The 18,297-nt window shown below is 52.4% G+C and carries 16 protein-coding genes; 7 read left to right on the top strand and 9 right to left on the bottom strand.

Annotation, left to right across the window (positions count from 1 at the left end):
* Window positions 1-3 precede the first annotated feature (3 nt).
* Window positions 4-1,596, bottom strand: a complete 1,593-nt coding sequence (gene malX / locus HV237_RS12980) for a maltose/glucose-specific PTS transporter subunit IIBC (RefSeq protein WP_016153013.1) — start codon at window positions 1,594-1,596, stop codon at window positions 4-6.
* Window positions 1,597-1,765: 169 nt separating this feature from the next.
* On the opposite strand from malX, the gene HV237_RS12975 reads away from it, so the two are divergent.
* Entirely contained in the window at window positions 1,766-2,794 is a 1,029-nt protein-coding gene (locus tag HV237_RS12975) for a Mal regulon transcriptional regulator MalI (protein ID WP_016153014.1), read from the top strand.
* A gap of 45 nt (window positions 2,795-2,839) precedes the next feature.
* On the opposite strand, the gene HV237_RS12970 is transcribed toward HV237_RS12975, so the two are convergent.
* Both HV237_RS12970 and manA read right to left on the bottom strand, forming a co-directional pair.
* Complete coding sequence (locus HV237_RS12970) at window positions 2,840-4,348, bottom strand: YdgA family protein (protein ID WP_047358447.1); 1,509 nt, start codon at window positions 4,346-4,348, stop codon at window positions 2,840-2,842.
* Between the two features lie 106 nt (window positions 4,349-4,454).
* Window positions 4,455-5,630: a mannose-6-phosphate isomerase gene (gene manA, locus HV237_RS12965; RefSeq protein WP_047358426.1), complete on the bottom strand. Its 1,176-nt coding sequence runs from the start codon at window positions 5,628-5,630 to the stop codon at window positions 4,455-4,457.
* A 262-nt stretch (window positions 5,631-5,892) separates the two neighbouring features.
* Between manA and fumB the strand changes: the two genes are divergently transcribed.
* Together fumB and fumC are read left to right on the top strand one after the other, a co-directional pair.
* A complete protein-coding gene (gene fumB / locus HV237_RS12960; RefSeq protein WP_047358425.1) occupies window positions 5,893-7,539 on the top strand; it encodes a class I fumarate hydratase in 1,647 nt (548 codons plus the stop codon).
* A gap of 142 nt (window positions 7,540-7,681) precedes the next feature.
* Window positions 7,682-9,085 (top strand): class II fumarate hydratase, encoded by a 1,404-nt coding sequence (gene fumC / locus HV237_RS12955; protein WP_047358424.1) that lies wholly within the window; start codon window positions 7,682-7,684, stop codon window positions 9,083-9,085.
* Here fumC and tus read toward each other — a convergent pair.
* Complete coding sequence (gene tus, locus HV237_RS12950; protein ID WP_046276336.1) at window positions 9,082-10,011, bottom strand: DNA replication terminus site-binding protein; 930 nt, start codon at window positions 10,009-10,011, stop codon at window positions 9,082-9,084. The two genes, fumC and tus, sit on opposite strands and share 4 nt — an antisense overlap.
* 73 nt (window positions 10,012-10,084) lie before the next feature.
* The gene (gene rstB, locus HV237_RS12945; protein WP_016153020.1) at window positions 10,085-11,386 is read right to left on the bottom strand and encodes a two-component system sensor histidine kinase RstB; all 1,302 of its coding nucleotides are present in this window, start codon (window positions 11,384-11,386) and stop codon (window positions 10,085-10,087) included.
* Window positions 11,387-11,451: 65 nt separating this feature from the next.
* Between rstB and HV237_RS12940 the strand changes: the two genes are divergently transcribed.
* A complete protein-coding gene (locus HV237_RS12940) occupies window positions 11,452-11,796 on the top strand; it encodes a DUF1294 domain-containing protein (protein WP_049041453.1) in 345 nt (114 codons plus the stop codon).
* 22 nt (window positions 11,797-11,818) lie between these two features.
* Here the strand turns inward: HV237_RS12940 and HV237_RS12935 are convergent, their stop codons facing one another.
* Complete coding sequence (locus tag HV237_RS12935; protein ID WP_047358422.1) at window positions 11,819-12,610, bottom strand: MBL fold metallo-hydrolase; 792 nt, start codon at window positions 12,608-12,610, stop codon at window positions 11,819-11,821.
* 192 nt (window positions 12,611-12,802) lie between these two features.
* Between HV237_RS12935 and HV237_RS12930 the strand changes: the two genes are divergently transcribed.
* Window positions 12,803-13,642, top strand: a complete 840-nt coding sequence (locus HV237_RS12930; protein WP_047358421.1) for an aminoglycoside phosphotransferase family protein — start codon at window positions 12,803-12,805, stop codon at window positions 13,640-13,642.
* A 120-nt stretch (window positions 13,643-13,762) separates the two neighbouring features.
* Window positions 13,763-14,791 carry a HoxN/HupN/NixA family nickel/cobalt transporter gene (locus HV237_RS12925; RefSeq protein ID WP_047358420.1) on the top strand — a complete coding sequence of 343 codons (1,029 nt, stop codon included), beginning with the start codon at window positions 13,763-13,765 and terminating at the stop codon, window positions 14,789-14,791.
* A 148-nt stretch (window positions 14,792-14,939) separates the two neighbouring features.
* Here HV237_RS12925 and rstA read toward each other — a convergent pair whose 3' ends face one another.
* The gene (gene rstA, locus HV237_RS12920) at window positions 14,940-15,683 is read right to left on the bottom strand and encodes a two-component system response regulator RstA (protein ID WP_016153025.1); all 744 of its coding nucleotides are present in this window, start codon (window positions 15,681-15,683) and stop codon (window positions 14,940-14,942) included.
* A 117-nt stretch (window positions 15,684-15,800) separates the two neighbouring features.
* On the opposite strand from rstA, the gene HV237_RS12915 reads away from it, so the two are divergent.
* Entirely contained in the window at window positions 15,801-16,136 is a 336-nt protein-coding gene (locus tag HV237_RS12915; RefSeq protein WP_016153026.1) for a GlpM family protein, read from the top strand.
* On the opposite strand, the gene folM is transcribed toward HV237_RS12915, so the two are convergent.
* Window positions 16,133-16,855: a dihydromonapterin reductase gene (gene folM / locus HV237_RS12910; protein WP_047358419.1), complete on the bottom strand. Its 723-nt coding sequence runs from the start codon at window positions 16,853-16,855 to the stop codon at window positions 16,133-16,135. The two genes, HV237_RS12915 and folM, sit on opposite strands and share 4 nt — an antisense overlap.
* 36 nt (window positions 16,856-16,891) lie before the next feature.
* Window positions 16,892-18,274 (bottom strand): amino acid permease, encoded by a 1,383-nt coding sequence (locus tag HV237_RS12905; protein WP_016153028.1) that lies wholly within the window; start codon window positions 18,272-18,274, stop codon window positions 16,892-16,894.
* Window positions 18,275-18,297 lie beyond the last annotated feature (23 nt).

Here is an 18,297-nt window from a genome sequence, read left to right as displayed (position 1 = left end):
TCCTTAAGCCTGTACGGTGTTCATCAGAACCGCGATCTCGTCTTTCACTGACTGGACCTGCGGACCGATAACGACCTGAAGGTTATGCTGATTGAGTTGTACTACGCCAATGGCACGATTGTCCTTCAGAGCCTGTACGTTAACAAGCGACATATCTTTCACTGACAAGCGCAGACGGGTGATGCAATTATCCAGGCTGACAATGTTTTCCGCGCCGCCCAGCGCCGCCAGAATAGCAGGGACGTTGTAACCTGATTTACCAGGCGCTCCGGCCATTACTTTTTCGATATTGCTGGCAATTTCGACTTCACGGCCCGGCGTCTTCAAATTGAAACGCGTGATGGCGAAGCGGAAGATCACGTAGTACACCGCAAACCAGATAGCCGCGACAACAGGGACCAGGTACCACTTGGTGGACAATCCGTGCAGGATGCCGAACACCACGAAGTCAATCAGGTTACCGTCAGTGTTACCGATAGTGACGCCAAGCACTGCCATCACGGTGAAGCCAAGACCGGTTAGCAGGGCGTGGATTACATACAGAACCGGAGCGACGAACAGGAATAAGAACTCGAGTGGTTCAGTTGTACCGCCGATGACACAGGCAATCAGACCAGAAATTAATAACCCTTTAATTTTATGACGATTTTCAGGACGTGCGCAGTGGTACATGGCTAATGCTGCACCCGGTAAACCGCCGAGGAACGCCGGCATTTTACCCTGGGACAGGAAGCGTGTTGCGCTTTCAGAGAAACCTTGCGTTGTCGGGCAGCTCAGTTGAGCCTGGAAAATAGTCAGTGCGCCGCTCACGCTATGGCCGCAGACTTCCTGTGTGCCGCCAGCTTCGGTGAAGCGAATGAGTGCCACCAGAATATGGTGCAGGCCAAAAGGCAGCAACAGACGTTCACCGGTACCAAACAGCATAGGACCAAATTCCCCCGCGCTATTGATGATGTGACCGAGTCCGGTAATGCCCATGGCGAAAACCGGCCAAATCAGGGGAATGACCAGCCCGACCAATCCCATCACCACCGAGGAGATGATAGGCACAAAGCGCGTACCACCGAAAAACGCCAGCGCATCCGGCAGACGAATGTTGTGGAAGCGTTCATGCAGCATCCAGACAATGATCCCGGCAATAACGGCACCGAGGATCCCGGTGTCGATCGACTGGATCCCCAGAATGTTTTGCACGTTGTTGGCTTTCAGGATCGCCGCATCTGTGGTGGGTAAGATACCTTTGGCGGTTAACCAGAAATTGACGGCGAGGTTCATGACCGCATAACCGACAAAACCGGCAAACGCCGCAACGCCTTTGTTCTCGCGCGCCAGGCCCAGAGGAATGGCAATACAGAACATGACTGGCAGGAAGCTAAACGCAAATGAGCCAACTTTACTCATCCAGGTAAAGATGGCCTGAAGCACCGGATTCCCCAACGCCGGGATCAGCGTTAAGACATCATGGCTGCTCAACGAGCTGCCGATCCCCAACATGATCCCGCAAAATGAAAGCAGCGCTACAGGCAGCATAAAGGTTTTGCCCAACTGCTGGAAAAATTCCCATAACGTTATTTTTGGTGTGGTTCTCGCCGTCATCAAACGACTCCTTGTAAAGGCTAGCTGACTAATGATGGCGAGAAGATAAAACGTTTTACCTAATTTTAGTGCGGTATAAATCACATTATCGAACGATAATAGGGGGTATAAATATAAGTGATTGATAAAACGTTTTATCCGTCACGTTATCAGGGAGTTTTCTGTTTTTATGGCTATAGCCAAAAAAATAACCATCCATGATGTTGCGCTGGCTGCGGGGGTTTCGGTCAGCACCGTCTCATTGGTGCTCAGTGGAAAAGGGCGAATTTCATCAGCGACCGGGGAGCGGGTGAATGCTGCTATTGAGCAACTGGGGTTTGTGCGTAACCGCCAGGCATCAGCGCTGCGCGGCGGGCAGAGCGGAGTAGTTGGTTTGATTGTACGTGATCTTTCAACGCCGTTTTACGCCGAGCTGACGGCGGGTCTGACGGAAGCGTTGGAAGCGCAGGGGCGCATGGTCTTCTTACTGCACGGCGGTAAAGATGGGGAGCAGCTGGCGCAGCGTTTCGCGATGCTACTCAACCAAGGGGTGGATGGCGTGGTCATTGCCGGGGCCGCTGGCAGCAGTGATGCGCTGCAACAGTTGGCCGCTGATAAAGGGATCCCGGTGGTATTTGCATCACGCGCCAGCTACATGGATGACGCAGACACCGTCAGGCCCGATAACATGCAGGCTGCACAGTTACTGGTTGAACATCTTATCCGCCACGGACACCAGCGTATTGCCTGGCTGGGCGGGCAGAGTTCTTCATTGACTCGCGCAGAGCGCGTCGGCGGTTATTGTGCAACGTTACTAAAATATGGTTTACCGTTTCATAGCGACTGGGTGCTGGAGTGCTCATCCAGCCAGAAGCAGGCCGCAGAAGAGGTAACGGCGCTGTTACGCCGCAATCCCACGATCAGCGCGGTGGTGTGCTACAACGAAATAATCGCCATAGGCGCCTGGTTTGGCCTGATGAGAGCAGGACGTCAGAGTGGTGAAATTGGTGTCGATCGCTATTTCGAACAGCAAATATCGTTGGCCGGATTCGCTGATGTGGCGGAAAACGCGTTGGACGATATCCCGATTACCTGGGCCTGTTCGCCTGCGCGTGAAATGGGATACACCCTTGCTGAACGTATGCTACAACGCATTGCCCACGATGAAGGTCATTCACGCAATCTGACGCTTTCCGCTCGTCTGGTGGCGGCAAAATAAAAAAGCCCGATAAACACTGTTATCGGGCCTGTCACCGACGAGTGATTATTGTTGCGGGATGGCAGGGGCGTCCGGCTGTGTAAGAGAAGGCATACCGAACATACCAACAAACTCATCCAGCGGCATTTTTTGTCCGTTCAGCGTCACCTGGCCGTTTGCGTATTGCAGGCTGGTGCCGATAACGTTGTCCTGCAAAGTCGTAATGCGGAACATCTGCCCCATCGCCGCCAGGCCATTAACCTGTTGCTTCGCCAGACCAGCCGCTTCTTCCTGCTGATATCCTTCCAGTTTGGCAATTTGCGTCATGAACTCAGTCGCCATATCGACAGGGATGGTCAGTTTCGCATCCAGCGATTTGACGGAACGATCCACTTCCTGGGCCAGCGTTTGCGGCTCCACCGTGTTTGCGGTCGGATCTTTTAGCAGCAGCGACAGATTAAATGTGGTTTCACCTTTTGCATTCTTCCAGCTCAGTGGAGCAATGGTGACAACCGGTTCGCCTTTCATCAAAATCGGTAGCGCATTAAAGAAGGCTTCGGTGACTTTCTGCTGATAAAGCTCAGGATTTTGGACCACATCAATCTGCGCCATCAGCGCTTTGGTTTGGGCGCTGTACTGCTGGCTGAACTGGTGCAGCGCTTCACCGTCAATCTGGCCAACTTTCAACGTCAGCTTACCGCTCCCCATATCCTGGCCCTGCAATTTAAGGCTGTTCAGGGTGTAATCCAACTGGCTGTTGACGGTTTTGCCATCGTTAATCAGATCGGATTTGCCATCGATACCCATGCCTTCCAGCACCGCCAGCTCTTTGCCCTCGACTGAAATCGACAGTTTTTCGAGGGACAATTTCTGATCGCCGATGCGCTCACCAAAGCTTGCGATACTGCTGGAACCTTCAGTTTTCAGGTTATTGAAAGTAACTTGTACTTTCTGATCATACTCATTGACGGCATTAACCAGGCCACTTTGCGCCTCGCCAGTCAGCGACACCGCATTACCATCCTTATCTGCCGTAAACTGGAACTCCCCGCCGCTAAAGGCCACTTTTTCGTCGCCTTTCTCGTAGTTCAGCGGTTTGAGGGAGAGATCGGAACGGGTATCCCCACTGTAGCCAATACGGGAATTAATGATGAATGGCGTCTCACCTTTGGCAATATCAAACAGCGGTTTCGTCACGTCGTTATTGACCAGCGTCGTTTTCACGGAGGCCATTGCCGGAACAAGATTCAGTGATTTCAGCTGAGCCAGCGGGAGAGGGCCGTGATCCACGGTTTCATTCAGGACGATGCTTTGTCCCGGTTTCAGCCAGGAATCTGCCTGCCCGGCAACAGGTTTCACCACCAACTGCAGTTGGCTATTGAACACGCCGCGCTGGTAGTTTTGATAACTCAGTTCAATGCCCGCCTCTGGGGAGTAGCGTTTTAACTGATCGTTTGCCTGCGTCACCATCTCGGCGAGATGCGTTTCGAGTTTCTTTCCTGTGTACCAGGCGCCGCCCGTCCAGACGATACCCAGTGCAACCACCACACCCGCAGCTACCAGCGATTTTTTCATTTTGATATCCATAAAATAAAACCAGGCGTTTGAAGACGCCTGGAGGAGTGACATGTCTTTAACTCACTACAGCTTAGCAAGAGTTGTTAAAAATATCAGTATCTTGCTACAGCTTGTTATAAACCCGAGCTAAACGGCCCGTGCCGCTGACGTTTACCGGCGATTCATTCGCGCTAATAAAGGCCGACTCACCCGGCTGCAGCACCAGACGCTGCTCGCCCTTGCTCAGCACGGCTTCACCTTCGATGCAGAACAAAATGGCCGCACTTTGCTGGTTGATATCTGCGCCATTGGCGGTCAGTTCATGCAAGGAGAACGCGAAATCGTCGACCGGAATGGGGAAGTCCAGTTCGCTGTCAGTCTTAACTGGCGTGGTCAGCAGTTGATTGGCTGGCTTGGCGACAAACTTAACGTTGGCGACCAGCTCCGGGATATCAATGTATTTTGGCGTCAGTCCAGCGCGCAGCACGTTGTCCGAGTTAGCCATTACCTCCAGCGCCACACCTTGCAGGTAGGCGTGTGGGGTTTCGGCAAATAAGAACATCGCTTCGCCAGGATTGAGTTTCACCACATTGAGCAGCAGCGGGGAGAAGAGCCCGCTGTCATTCGGATAGAAATCGGCGATCAGGCGAATGGTTTGCCACGGTTCACCCTGCTGGCTGTTCAGCGCCGATTTCAGGATCGCCAGCGCATGAGATTTCTCCACATCCTGCATATTCAGCAAGCTGGCGAAAAGATAGCTCAGACGTTCCGCGCTCGGTTCCTGCAGGAAATGCGCAATAGCCGGATGCGCGGCGGACACCGGTTGTAACAATGCGACAATCTCAGAGAACTCGCGGAATGCGTTCATCGCCAGGAACGGTGTCAAAGCAAAAACCAGTTCCGGTTTGTGGTTAGGATCTTTGTAATTGCGCTCGGCGGCATCCATCGGGATCCCCGCCGCGTTTTCTTTGGCAAATCCGATTTCAGAGTTGTGCTTGTTAGGATGAACCTGAATCGAAAGAGGTTGCGCGGCGCACAGCACTTTAAACAGGAAAGGCAGTTCACCAAAGCGTTTCGCAACGGCATCGCCTAACAGTGCGGATTTATCGTGTTCGATGACATCACGCAGAGCGACCGTCTGGCCGTCAGCGTCCAGAACCTGCGAACTGCTTTTCGGATGCGCGCCCATCCACAGCTCAGCCATCGGTTGCTGAGTGGGGTTGGCAATCCCATAAAGTTCCGTTAACGCAGTTTTACTTCCCCAGGCGTAGTTCTGCACTGAGTTGATGAGTTTTTGCATTCTCAAGCCCTGTTTCAATGTGGAATTTTCTACGGCTATTAAACCAAGAAACCCTGAGCGAAGTAACCTGCACATGTAAAAAGTCGTACTTGTCTCAGTTTTTGTTAAAAAATTGTGTAGGATATGGTGACTCGCTTTTAATACCCTGAGTAATTCCGGTTGCAGAAAGCCTTTCCTTCTACAACCGGACCTGCGGCAGGGAAGCAGGGCAATGGAACATCTGCCCAGAGAATAACCAGACCGAGCAGTAAGTGAGAGCACAATGTCAAACAAACCCTTTCATTATCAGCATCCTTTCCCCCTCAAAAAGGATGATACCGAATACTATCTGCTGACCAGTGACCATGTCTCCGTTGCCGAATTTGAAGGGCAGGAGATTGTTAAAGTCGCGCCGCAAGCCTTAACGCTGCTGGCTCGTCAGGCCTTCCATGATGCCTCGTTTATGCTGCGTCCTGCGCATCAGCAGCAGGTGGCCGACATTCTGCGTGACCCGGAGGCCAGCGAAAACGACAAATATGTGGCCCTGCAATTCCTGCGTAACTCTGATATTGCGGCAAAAGGTATTTTGCCGACCTGTCAGGACACCGGCACCGCGATTATCGTGGGTAAAAAAGGTCAGCGCGTCTGGACCGGCGGCGGTGATGAAGCTGCGCTGGCGCGCGGTGTGTATAACACCTACATCGAAGACAACCTGCGCTATTCACAAAACGCCGCGCTGGATATGTATAAAGAGGTGAACACCGGTACCAACCTGCCGGCACAGATAGATTTGTATACCGTCGATGGCGATGAATACAAATTCCTGTGTATTGCCAAAGGCGGTGGTTCGGCGAACAAAACCTATCTGTACCAGGAAACCAAAGCGCTGCTCACGCCGGGCAAATTAAAAAATTACCTGGTTGAGAAAATGCGAACGCTGGGAACAGCGGCTTGCCCGCCGTATCACATTGCGTTTGTGATCGGTGGAACGTCAGCGGAAGCCACGCTGAAAACGGTGAAACTGGCGTCGGCTAAATATTACGATGAGCTGCCGACCGAAGGTAACGAACATGGTCAGGCATTCCGCGATGTGGAGCTGGAAAAAGAGCTGCTGATTGAGGCACAGAATCTGGGGCTGGGCGCGCAGTTTGGCGGGAAGTACTTCGCTCATGATATCCGCGTGATCCGCCTGCCGCGTCACGGTGCGTCGTGTCCAGTTGGTATGGGCGTTTCTTGCTCAGCCGATCGAAATATCAAAGCTAAGATCAACCGAGAAGGTATCTGGATCGAAAAACTGGAGCATAATCCTGGCAAATTTATACCAGAAGAGTTGCGCCAGGCGGGAGAAGGCGAAGCGGTACGGGTTGACCTCAATCGTCCGATGAAAGAGATCCTGGCTCAGCTGTCGCAGTACCCGGTTTCTACACGTCTGTCGCTTAACGGTACCATCATTGTTGGCCGTGATATTGCGCATGCGAAACTGAAAGAACGGCTGGATAACGGCGAAAGTTTGCCGCAGTATGTTAAAGATCATCCGATCTATTACGCTGGCCCGGCAAAAACGCCGGAAGGCTATGCCTCTGGTTCGCTTGGACCAACCACGGCAGGGCGTATGGATTCGTATGTTGACCAGCTTCAGTCCGCAGGTGGCAGCATGATCATGCTGGCAAAAGGCAACCGCAGCCAGCAGGTGACCGATGCCTGTCATAAGCATGGCGGCTTCTACTTAGGCAGCATCGGCGGCCCGGCAGCGGTGCTGGCCCAGGGCAGTATCAAGAGTCTGGAGTGTGTGGAATACCCTGAACTGGGGATGGAAGCCATCTGGAAAATTGAAGTGGAAGATTTCCCGGCGTTTATCCTGGTGGATGACAAAGGCAACGATTTCTTCAAACAGATTCAGACGTCGCAGTGCGCACGCTGCGTTAAGTAACGTCAGCCGCCCTTCGGGGCGGTTTTTTTTTACCGCACGAACCACCAAACGACAGATTAATCCTCGTTAATACTCATAAGACCGATGCAAAGGGGCAATGTCGAAACATAACCTAATCAATTGTTAATGTAAGGAGCAGGTAATGGTAACGGTACGCCGCGAGAATGATTCAATGGGGGCGATTGATGTTCCAGCCGATAAGCTTTGGGGCGCGCAAACCCAACGTTCGCTGGAGCATTTTCGTATCTCTACGGAGAAAATGCCGGTCTCGCTGATCCATGCGCTGGCGCTGACGAAACGCGCCGCAGCAAAGGTTAACCAGGATCTCGGGCTGCTGGCGGAGGATAAAGCCAAGGCTATTATGCAGGCCGCAGATGAGGTGTTGGCGGATAAACACCGCGATGAGTTTCCGCTGGCCATCTGGCAAACCGGGTCAGGAACACAAAGCAATATGAACATGAACGAGGTGCTGGCAAACCGGGCCAGCGAGTTGCTGGGCGGCATGCGGGGGATGGAACGGAAAGTTCACCCCAACGATGATGTTAATAAAAGCCAAAGCTCGAATGATGTGTTCCCGACCGCAATGCACGTTGCCGCGCTGCTGGCGCTGCGTAACTCACTGATCCCGCAGTTAAATGTCTTAACCAAAACGCTCAGTGATAAATCACACGCTTTCGCGGATATCGTCAAAATTGGTCGTACACATCTGCAAGATGCAACCCCGCTTACGCTTGGCCAGGAGATTTCCGGCTGGGTGGCAATGCTTGAACATAACCTCAGACACATTGAAAACAGCTTACCCCACGTGGCGGAACTGGCGCTGGGGGGAACCGCGGTAGGGACCGGACTGAACACACATCCGGAATATGCCCGTCGGGTCGCGGATGAATTGCGGGACATTACCTGTGCGCCGTTCGTTACCGCACCGAATAAATTTGAAGCGCTAGCCACCTGCGATGCTCTGGTTCACGCCCACGGCGCGCTAAAAGGGCTGGCGGCATCGCTGATGAAAATCGCCAACGATGTGCGCTGGCTGGCATCCGGTCCGCGTTGCGGGATTGGCGAAATTTCGATTCCAGAAAATGAACCGGGCAGCTCCATTATGCCGGGTAAGGTCAATCCTACCCAGTGTGAAGCGCTGACCATGCTTTGCTGTCAGGTAATGGGCAACGATGTCGCCATCAACATGGGCGGAGCGTCAGGTAATTTTGAGCTCAACGTTTACCGACCGATGGTCATCCACAATTTCCTGCAGTCGGTGCGTCTGCTGGCTGACGGTATGGAAAGCTTTAACGAGCACTGCGCGACAGGGATCGAGCCCAATCGTGAACGAATTGATCAACTGCTCAACGAGTCACTAATGCTGGTGACCGCGCTCAATACCCATATCGGTTATGATAAAGCCGCTGAAATTGCCAAAAAGGCGCACAAAGAGGGGCTGACGTTAAAAGCCTCCGCCCTGGCGCTGGGGTATCTAACCGAAGCGGAGTTTGACAGCTGGGTACGCCCGGAACTGATGGTTGGCAGTATGCGGCCAGGCAGTTAATCCGCAACGTACAGGTGCAGCCGGGGAATAATCAATCTCAACGGCTGCGCCTGAGGTTTAAAACGATGCTGAACATTGTCGGCATCATAATTCAGTAACTCGCCGATATCTGGTACGGTCATGCCGTTTTCATTGTTGAGCAACGCGATCAAGGGCGTCGGGCAGGCATATTGCACCTGCTTTTGTTCTCCTTTGTACCAGACGCGGGCGATGGGCTGCACTTTTACCGGCCGTTTAATCTTCAGGCGCGCCTGCTGGCCCAGGGCGGCGACATCCTGATATTCCCGTTCAAGCTTCGCCTGCCACTCTTCCCGCGTCCAGGGATGTACGCTGCGCGGCGACGTCAGGCTTTTTTCCAGTTGCTGTAGTACTTCATCGCGTTTCAGATTTTTAATAATGTGTTTGTTGGCCCAGCCAAATCGCAGGGTGGCAGGCTCTCTGACAAGGGTGAGCGTACGATAGGCATTCAGTGTAATCAGTCCCGGCAGGTGGCGATGCACCCATTCAAAACGCGCTGCCGGTGCCAGCCCTGATTCCACCGTGACAATGCGCTCGAAGGTGGTTTTTAGCTGGTTAATACGCTGTATATGCTCTTCCAGAGCGCGCTGAGCTGCGTTATCTACCTGATAACACAGTACGCCTGGCAGGCGGACGGCCGCTTTGCTGCTACGATTCTCGGACTGTTGCTGGATAAACAGATGACGATAGTGGCGTAGCGCCAGCGTTTCAGCCTCTTTACCTAAATGCTGCTTAACATCAATGTTCTGCAGTGGGGCATGCTCTGCCTCTTTGGCCACTTCCGGTAACGAGAAGACGCGTGCAATCAGCAGCGTCTGCTGCAACAGATTGTCGTTCAGAAGCGCCAGCTCTTGCTCCATCTGGCGGAAGGTGCCGTTCAGGCGGTCGACGAGATCGTAACGGGCCATAGATTTACCATTTTAGTTACAACATACTTTTTTATAGCACAACCTCCACCATTTGACCACCGAGCCGAATGGGTCAGGCAGCTGAAATTTCAGGAATGTTATGCCAGACGGGCCAACTGAAACAAAAGCGGGCGCCGCCGAGTTCACTTTCATCACAGACGACCGTACCGCCCATAGCCAATGCGATCGAGTGAACAATGGCTAGCCCAAGCCCGCAACCACCGGTCGCCCGGTCACGGCTGGGGTCAAGGCGTACAAACGGTTCAAAAACCTGTTCGCGCGCGTCTGGAGCAATTCCGGGACCGTCATCTTCCACAACCAGCGTCGCCTGATTGCCATTCAATAACAGGCTCGCTTGCACCGTAGACTGGCAATAGCGCAGGGCGTTATTCAGTAGATTATCCAGTACGCGCTCCATCAGGCGCATATCCAGCGCGCCGTAGTCGCCAATATTAAGATGGCGTAAGCGCACCGCACGCTCAGGGTTTACGCTTTGCACATCCTCCAGATGGGTTGTCAGCCAAACGGCCAGATCCGGTACGCTGAGCTTCAGTTCATTTTGCGGACGGTCCAGCCGGGCATAGGTCAGTAATTCTTCGATTAACCCTTCCAGTTGGCCAATATCGCGATTCAGCGCCTGGGATTCCTGCGCGGTGAGGTTATCACTCATTTCCAGCCGGTAACGTAAGCGTACCAGTGGGGTACGAAGCTCATGGGCAATGCCATCGATAAGTTGTTTCTTACTGGCGATTAGCGCATTGATATTGTCTGCCATCTGGTTAAACGCGATACCCAATCGCTCAAAGCTGGAACCGCTGTCAAAATGGAGGCGTTCGCCCAGATGTCCTTCCCCAAAACGCTGTGCAGCAGCTTCCAGTCGCAGCATTTCCTGCCAGTGCGGACGCATCCAGATAAGTACCGGAAAGGCCAGCGAGATGGCAATAAATGCCATCAACGCGATGTCCAGCAAGCGCATTTGATGAAGAAAATAGAGATAGGGAAGTGGGCCGACGGCCAGCACGTAATGGCTGCGTGGGATCCGTTGAATAAATGTGTATTGATCGTCAAGCGCCACGATATCGCCTTCGCGCAAACGTTGCATTGTTTGAACGTCCAGCGTGTACTTATTTAGCGGTTCAACGCGCAGGTCAAAGGAGAGGTTCAAATCCATCTCCTTCAGCGTTTTACCCCAGTCACGTGGCGGGATCTCGCGAAGCTCGCTGCGCATCAGGTATAACGAGCTTTTCATTAAATCGTCAAGCGATTGTCTGCCTGCGCGCTCTGCGGTGAATTTATAGACCAGGCCGACCAGCAGGGTCATCACCAGAAAGCAGACAAACAGCAGGAGATAAAACTGTACAAACAGCTTCTTCATAAAAAATCACCGAATACATAATATAATGCTCACCGATACTCTCAAAATTGCTGTGATATAAAAATATGAATTTCAATCGCTGTTGTTATTTACTACTTATTTTCGCAGCGTTAGGCTGCATTTTCACCTCGCATCCCTTTGTTATATGGTTTTTGCTCGCCAACATACTGACGTTGGCAATGTACGGTGCGGATAAAATGGCAGCGCGCAGGGCCTGGCGCCGAGTACCAGAGTCCACTTTGCTGCTGTTTGGCGTTGTTGGCGGGTGGGGGGGCGCGATAGCCGCTCAACAACTCTTTCGCCATAAAACACAAAAACAGCCATTCAAAACCTACTTCATTATCAGTGTGATAGTGAATGTGTCTGTCATCGGAGCGGCCTATCATTTCTATCCCATTTCATCCTGGTGAACGTCAGTGACAGGCAGCCTGCTTACTTGAGACAGGAAACGTACTTTTCACCTGAGCGCTGCACGATGTCATCGGCATTTTTCGTTATGTCTTTCCCTTCAAACGCGCCATAGAGTTGCTTAAATTTCACCGTACTCAGGCGGTGGGTAATGTCGCTGACCGTTGCGGCTGGCAGTGGCAACATATTGGGGTAGCTCCACATAAAGGAGACGGCATGCGCCCCAGGGGTGACCTGAACGATATCGCCGGAAAGCACCACGCCTTCATCTCGCGCCCAGTGCAGAACGCAGCCGCCAGCAAAGTGTCCGCCGAGGCGTATCACACTGACGTCGCGTGTCAGTTCCAGGGTGTCGCCATCCCAAAATTTAATCCACGGGCTGTCGCGCATTACCCACTTGCGGTCGTTGGCATGGAGATAAATGGGAGCGTTAAATTCGTCAGCCCAGTCTTGCATGGTGGTGTAGTAATGAGGATGCGAAATCGCGATGGCCTTAAGCCCGCCCAGGGACGTTATTAGCATTTTTGTGGCGTCGTCGAGCGTGGCAATGCAGTCCCATAAAATATTGCCTTCCGGAGTACGCAGAATAAACGCCCGTTGATCAATTGCAAAACCAGGAACGGTGCTGATGCTGAGGAGGGTGCTGTCATGTTGCCGCCACTTATTTGTGTGCGAAGCACAAAGTGCGGCAAAATCGACCCATTCCTGCCCGGTCGCGGGAACATACTGACGTTCGTCCTGGCAGATATCGCAATGTTCAGGAAGGGCGTCTGCCACCTCATAGGATGTTCCACAGGCTTTGCATAACGTGATCATCGTGTCTTCCTCTATTGAAAAAACACAGTCAGCATGGCACACCGATACGCAAGGGTGTGCCCTTTAGTGCTCTACACGATAAGCCAGGAATGGTGGGCGTGGGTCGTTGTGGCCCAACCAGCAGAAAGCAGGAATAATGTCTACACCGTCCCTGTCGAGGGGCATTTCCGGCGAAAAAAATGAGGATAATGTTTGGAAAATAGTCTGTTCAACTCCTGGCTCAGCCGTTGGGGACTTACTCCTGATGGCCAACCGCTTGAGACGCACACATCACAGCTTTTGCCCGTGGTGACCAAAGATGGTCAGAAAGCCATACTCAAACTCACCGACGATGACAGTGAACGAAACGGCTGCGAACTAATGGTCTGGTGGAACGGGAATGGTGCTGCGAAAGTGCTTGCTCATGCAGCAGGGGCGATTCTGTTAGAACGTGCAACAGGGGCGGGGTCTTTAGCGGACATGTCCTGGTCTGGCAATGATGCGCAGGCCTGTCGCATTATTTGCCATGCAGCCAGTCGACTCCATCTCCCCCGGAATGCGTCAACGCCTGCGTTAACACCGCTGCTTTATTGGTTTCGCTGTCTGGCTCCTGCCGCGAAAAAGCATGGCGGCATCCTGACGCATTGTGCAGAGGTGGCAAACGTATTGCTCTCCTCTCCCCAGAATGAAGTCGTATTGCACGGTGACTTACACCACGGCAATATTCTTGATTTCGGAACGAAAGGATGGCTGGTTATCGATCCTAAAGGGCTGGTGGGCGAGCGTGGCTTTGATTACGCCAATATTTTTACTAATCCCGATCTTGCCGATCCCACCAAACCTGTCGCCATTGAGCCAGAAAGATTCGCACAACGGGTAAATATTGTGTCTGAAATCGCGAAGATTGAACGGCAGCGTTTGCTGATGTGGATTATTGCCTGGTGTGGGTTGTCGTCTGCCTGGTTTCTGCAAGAAGGAGACTGCGCCACGATACCCCTGCGCATCGCAGAGTTAGCGAGCGCGGAACTCGCTTTTGGGGGGAATCAATTTTGATCTATGACACTGGGCTGGTAATTCTTTAGAGTTATCATTAGCCTGATAAATGTTTTATTAATCAATCAGTGAACGGCGGTGTGGTGTGTTGTTTAGCGAAAATTTGACAGGCTGTGAGCAATGAACGCATTGTTTTTTTTATTAAAAAAACGCCCGAACATTATTTTGTTGATGGTCTTACTCATCGGGGCAAACATCGTGGCGTGGCTGTGGGCTTTCACCGTGTTTAGCAACAACACGTCGTTACTGGCGCTTAGTCTGATCGCATGGTGCTATGGTTTGCGCCATGCTGTTGATGCCGATCATATCGCCGCGATAGATAGCGCTACGCGCAAACTTATGCAGCAGAAAAAACGCGCCCTGACGACGGGAGCCTGGTTTTCCCTGGGGCATTCCACCATTGTGGTACTGGCAAGCATTGGCATTGCGTTGACCACCAGCGTGTTTAAGCAACACATGGCATGGTTTCAGAATGTCGGCGGTCTGATAGGTACCACGGTCTCTGCCGTATTTCTGCTGATTCTGGCTACCATTAATCTCGTTATATTCTGTCATGTCTGGAAGGCTTTTCGTCATCTAAAACGCACCGGTACTTACGATGGCACCACAGAGGAAATGACAGTTTCAGGCCCGCTGAACTGGCTTTTCCGCTCGGCGTTTCGGCTGGTAGGCAAAGACTGGCATATGTATTTTGTCGGCTTTTTGTTTGGCCTGGGTTTTGATACCGCTACTGAAATTTCTCTGCTCGGAATTTCTGCTTCAAGCGCGTCCAGTGGCATGTCGGTGTGGTCAATTCTCGTGTTCCCGGCGCTGTTTACCTGCGGCATGGCGCTGATTGACTGCCTTGACAGTATCCTGATGGTTGAGGCCTACGGATGGGCATTCAATAAGCCGCAGCGTAAGCTCTATTACAATATGACCATCACCGGGACCTCGGTAATTGTTGCGTTTTTTATTGGCGGGCTGGAGGCGCTGGGGCTTCTCTCTGACGCATTTTCGCTTCAGGGGGGGGTGTGGGATACCGTCAGCGAGTTGAGTGACCATATGGGGAATGTCGGGTTTGCGATTATTGGCGTCTTTATCGGCTGCTGGATTATTTCTGCAATAAATTACCGTTGGAAAAAATACGACGGGCTGACGTTTAGTTGACACAAAAGAAAGCCTTCCGTGAAAGGGAAGGCTTGGATCTTACTTGAGGGCTGACTAATTCGCGGTGATGATACTCACCATCTTCATCACCCAAATCTGGATGATATTAAAAGTGACGGTGTAACGTATAATGGTCGGCCCGGAGGGATTACATTTGAGGTTCATCGTCCCAGGCGTGCGGTGCGAACAGATAACCTTTGTTGCGCACCGTTTTGATTCGATAGGGTTCAGTCGCGTTATCGAGCAGTTTTTTGCGTAACCGGGAAATCGCGACATCAACGCTGCGATCCATGCCGTCATAACTTACGCCGCGCAGGTTCTTCAGCAGCGCATCGCGGTCCATAATTTGCCCGGCATGGGTTGCCAGCTCCCACAGTAATTCAAAATCTGCGGTGGAAAGAGAGACTTGCTCGCCGCCGAGCAGCACGGAACGATTGGTTGGGTCGATAGTGAGTGTGCCAAAGCGCAGCGTCGTGTGCGGCGTGATGGTTGCCGCCTGAATGCCTTTAGACTGGACTGAGTGTTCATTCTGGCGCAGATGCAGACGCAGGCGAGCAAGCAGCACTGCTGGCGGCGTTGTCTTCAGAATATAGTCACAGGCACCCATTTCCAGCGCCAGAATATGGTTCATATCGCTGTCCAGCGAGGTGAGCAGGACAATAGGACCCTGCCAGCGTCCACGCAAATCGCGGCAGATAGTCATCCCATCTTTGCCCGGCAGCATGATATCTAATAAAACCAAATCGGGTTGAACTTGCAGGATTTTCTCCTCGGCCAAATCACCTCGAGGCTCAACGATAACCTCAATATCATGCCGGGCCAGATAGGCTGCAATCAGCGAGCCAACTTCGGGATCATCTTCAACAAATACGATGGTGTTCATATCATTCATTTTGAATATAAAACGCCAACATACACCGCCCCGGTTTTTCCTTCCATTAATCTTTTCTAAACAAGAACGCTTCCGTTATGCTAGGGGCTGATGTTATTGATGTGTTAAGGCAGAGTGATGGGACTCGTTATAAAAGCGGCGCTCGGTGCGCTGGTGGTGGTGTTGATTGGTGTGCTGGCGAAAACAAAGAACTACTATATTGCCGGATTAATTCCGTTGTTCCCGACCTTTGCGTTGATTGCCCACTATATCGTGGCCAGTGAACGTGGGATCGAAGCGTTGCGTACAACCATTGTCTTCAGCATGTGGTCGATTATTCCCTATTTTGTCTACCTCGTTTCGCTGTGGTATTTCACCGGATTTATGCGCTTACCCGTTGCGCTCGGCGGTTCAGTGGTGTGCTGGGGCCTGAGCGCATGGTTGCTTATTTTTTGTTGGATTAAACTGCACTAACGCAGATGACGTCCGCCATCAAGGGCAAAACTACGCCCGGTGACAAAACAGCTGTTCAACAGATAGTCAATTAAATCAATGACCTCTTTTTCACCCGGCGCTGTTTTCATCAGTGATTTGTTCAATGCCTGCTGACGATACTCTGCATCGTCACCCTCGTTAAACAGGATTAGCGAGGGGGCGATGGCGTTCACTTTTACTTCCGGTGCCAGTTTGCGCGCGAACGAGCGGGTCATGTTGTCCAGCGCCGCTTTGCTGGCTGCATAAGCAATGTGCTTATCGCTGCCACGCTCCACAACATAATCCGTAAAATGGATAATATCGCTGGCCGCGTGTCCATGCCCGCGCAGCAATCCTTCCAGCGCGTGGTTGAGCAGGTAGGGGGTATTGACGTGAATCTGCATCATGGCCGACAGCACTTTGGTTAACGGCGCACCGGGCTTTTCTGCAAGCCAGGCACTGGCATTATGCACAATACCGCGCAGGCCATCCGTCTGTGCTTTGACCTCATCCGCAAAGGCCAGTACGCCTTCATCGGTGGAAAAATCAGCCTGGATACACAGCACGCCCGCATCTCGCAGGCCATCAATAGCCGGATAATGCGTGCGGTAGCTAACGATAACTGGCTGTTTTTGATTAATAAAGTGCCATGCGACGGCGAGGCCGATACGTCGACCTCCTCCGGTGATAAGAATTGGCAAAGGGGGTTTTTTACCCATCGTAATCTCCATGTGTCGCGAACGATGGGGACAATGTTACCCCATCAACATCCAGGTCGCCGGAACAGCAGCAACAAGCAGCAGGCCGATCAGCGCCATTTCCTGGCGTTTTAATACGTTTTCATGCGCGTGTGTTTTACGGGCATAAAGGAAGACCAGCAGCCCTGGCGCATACAGCACCACAGACAGCAGCAGGTGCATCGGACCTGACGCATACAATAACCATATGCCATAAATACTCGCTCCGATACCGACAGCCTTATGAATTGGACGAGTGGCAATTTTCAGCAGAAATGCGCCGACCAGTAAATAGGGCACCAGAATCATTTCTGAGGCGATGGTTAATAACGTATTGTAGTCGGAGCCTGTGAGCCAGATCAGCACCAGGCAAATCTGTACGCAGATGTTGGTCAGCCACAGCGACGCCGATGGCGCGCCTTGCGCGTTCTGCCGCGCAAAAATGCGTGGAAACGCTTTGTGCGTGGAGGCGAGGAACGGCACTTCCGCCGCCATAATCGTCCAGCTTAAATAAGCACCGCACACGGAGACAATCAGACCTGCGGCAATAATAATTTCACCCCATGGCCCCATCATTTTCACCATCAGACCGGCCATTGACGGGTTGCGGATCTCCGCCAGTTCGGGACGCGCGACAACGCCCAGAGACAGCAGGGTGACAAGCAGGTAAACGCCCAGCGCGGCGAGTACCGCCAGCAGCGTAGCGCGTCCGACATCGCGTTTGTTTCTGGCACGAGCTGAAACCACCACCGCGCCTTCCACACCGATGAAAACCCACAGGGTGATGAGCATGGTGTTTTTTACCTGCTCCCAGACGGGAACGCCCAACGCTACGCCGGTAAAATCGAGGGTAAAGGTGTCGAGCTTAAACAGCATAAACGCCAGCACGATAAACAGACCAAGCGGCAGTAATTTCGCCAGCGTCGCCACCAGGTTAATACTGGCTGCCGTTTGCACACCACGCAGCACCAGAAAATGGACCACCCACAACAGCACCGATGCGCCAACAATCGACTGCCAGGTATTACCGTCGCCAAACAGACGTAACTCCGGCGTGTCGGTAAAGAAGCTGAGCGCAGAGAAAACAATCACCAGATACGAAACGTTAGCGATAACAGCACACAGCCAGTATCCCCACGCGGAGCAAAAGCCAATCAGCTCACCGAAACCTTCACGTGCATAGGTAAATATGCCGCCATCCAGTTCAGGACGGATACGCGTCAGAATCAGCATGGCAAAGGCGAGCAAAAGGATACCCGCACCGGTAATCGCCCAACCAATCAGTAATGCAGCCGGGCTTGCTACCGCCGCCATATTTTGTGGCAGGCTGAAAACACCAGCGCCGAGCATTGAGCTTAAAACCAGCGCGGTGAGTGCGCTCAGACCCAATTTCTTTTCCATTTGTATCCAGTGACAAAAACGAG

It is taken from the genome of Citrobacter sp. RHBSTW-00570 (assembly GCF_013739755.1).
Lineage (GTDB): Bacteria > Pseudomonadota > Gammaproteobacteria > Enterobacterales > Enterobacteriaceae > Citrobacter > Citrobacter braakii.
The sequence above is the reverse complement of the archived record's forward strand: the minus strand, read 5'-3'. Positions and strand labels throughout refer to the sequence as shown.

Excerpts from the sequence above, each read along its gene's own strand:
- malX (WP_016153013.1), bottom strand. The coding sequence starts at position 1,596 with ATGACGGCGAGAACCACACCAAAAATAACGTTATGGGAATTTTTCCAG.
- HV237_RS12975 (WP_016153014.1), top strand. The coding sequence starts at position 1,766 with ATGGCTATAGCCAAAAAAATAACCATCCATGATGTTGCGCTGGCTGCG.
- HV237_RS12970 (WP_047358447.1), bottom strand. The coding sequence starts at position 4,348 with ATGAAAAAATCGCTGGTAGCTGCGGGTGTGGTGGTTGCACTGGGTATC.
- manA (WP_047358426.1), bottom strand. The coding sequence starts at position 5,630 with ATGCAAAAACTCATCAACTCAGTGCAGAACTACGCCTGGGGAAGTAAA.
- fumB (WP_047358425.1), top strand. The coding sequence starts at position 5,893 with ATGTCAAACAAACCCTTTCATTATCAGCATCCTTTCCCCCTCAAAAAG.
- fumC (WP_047358424.1), top strand. The coding sequence starts at position 7,682 with ATGGTAACGGTACGCCGCGAGAATGATTCAATGGGGGCGATTGATGTT.
- tus (WP_046276336.1), bottom strand. The coding sequence starts at position 10,011 with ATGGCCCGTTACGATCTCGTCGACCGCCTGAACGGCACCTTCCGCCAG.
- rstB (WP_016153020.1), bottom strand. The coding sequence starts at position 11,386 with ATGAAGAAGCTGTTTGTACAGTTTTATCTCCTGCTGTTTGTCTGCTTT.
- HV237_RS12940 (WP_049041453.1), top strand. The coding sequence starts at position 11,452 with ATGAATTTCAATCGCTGTTGTTATTTACTACTTATTTTCGCAGCGTTA.
- HV237_RS12935 (WP_047358422.1), bottom strand. The coding sequence starts at position 12,610 with ATGATCACGTTATGCAAAGCCTGTGGAACATCCTATGAGGTGGCAGAC.
- HV237_RS12925 (WP_047358420.1), top strand. The coding sequence starts at position 13,763 with ATGAACGCATTGTTTTTTTTATTAAAAAAACGCCCGAACATTATTTTG.
- rstA (WP_016153025.1), bottom strand. The coding sequence starts at position 15,683 with ATGAATGATATGAACACCATCGTATTTGTTGAAGATGATCCCGAAGTT.
- HV237_RS12915 (WP_016153026.1), top strand. The coding sequence starts at position 15,801 with ATGGGACTCGTTATAAAAGCGGCGCTCGGTGCGCTGGTGGTGGTGTTG.
- folM (WP_047358419.1), bottom strand. The coding sequence starts at position 16,855 with ATGGGTAAAAAACCCCCTTTGCCAATTCTTATCACCGGAGGAGGTCGA.
- HV237_RS12905 (WP_016153028.1), bottom strand. The coding sequence starts at position 18,274 with ATGGAAAAGAAATTGGGTCTGAGCGCACTCACCGCGCTGGTTTTAAGC.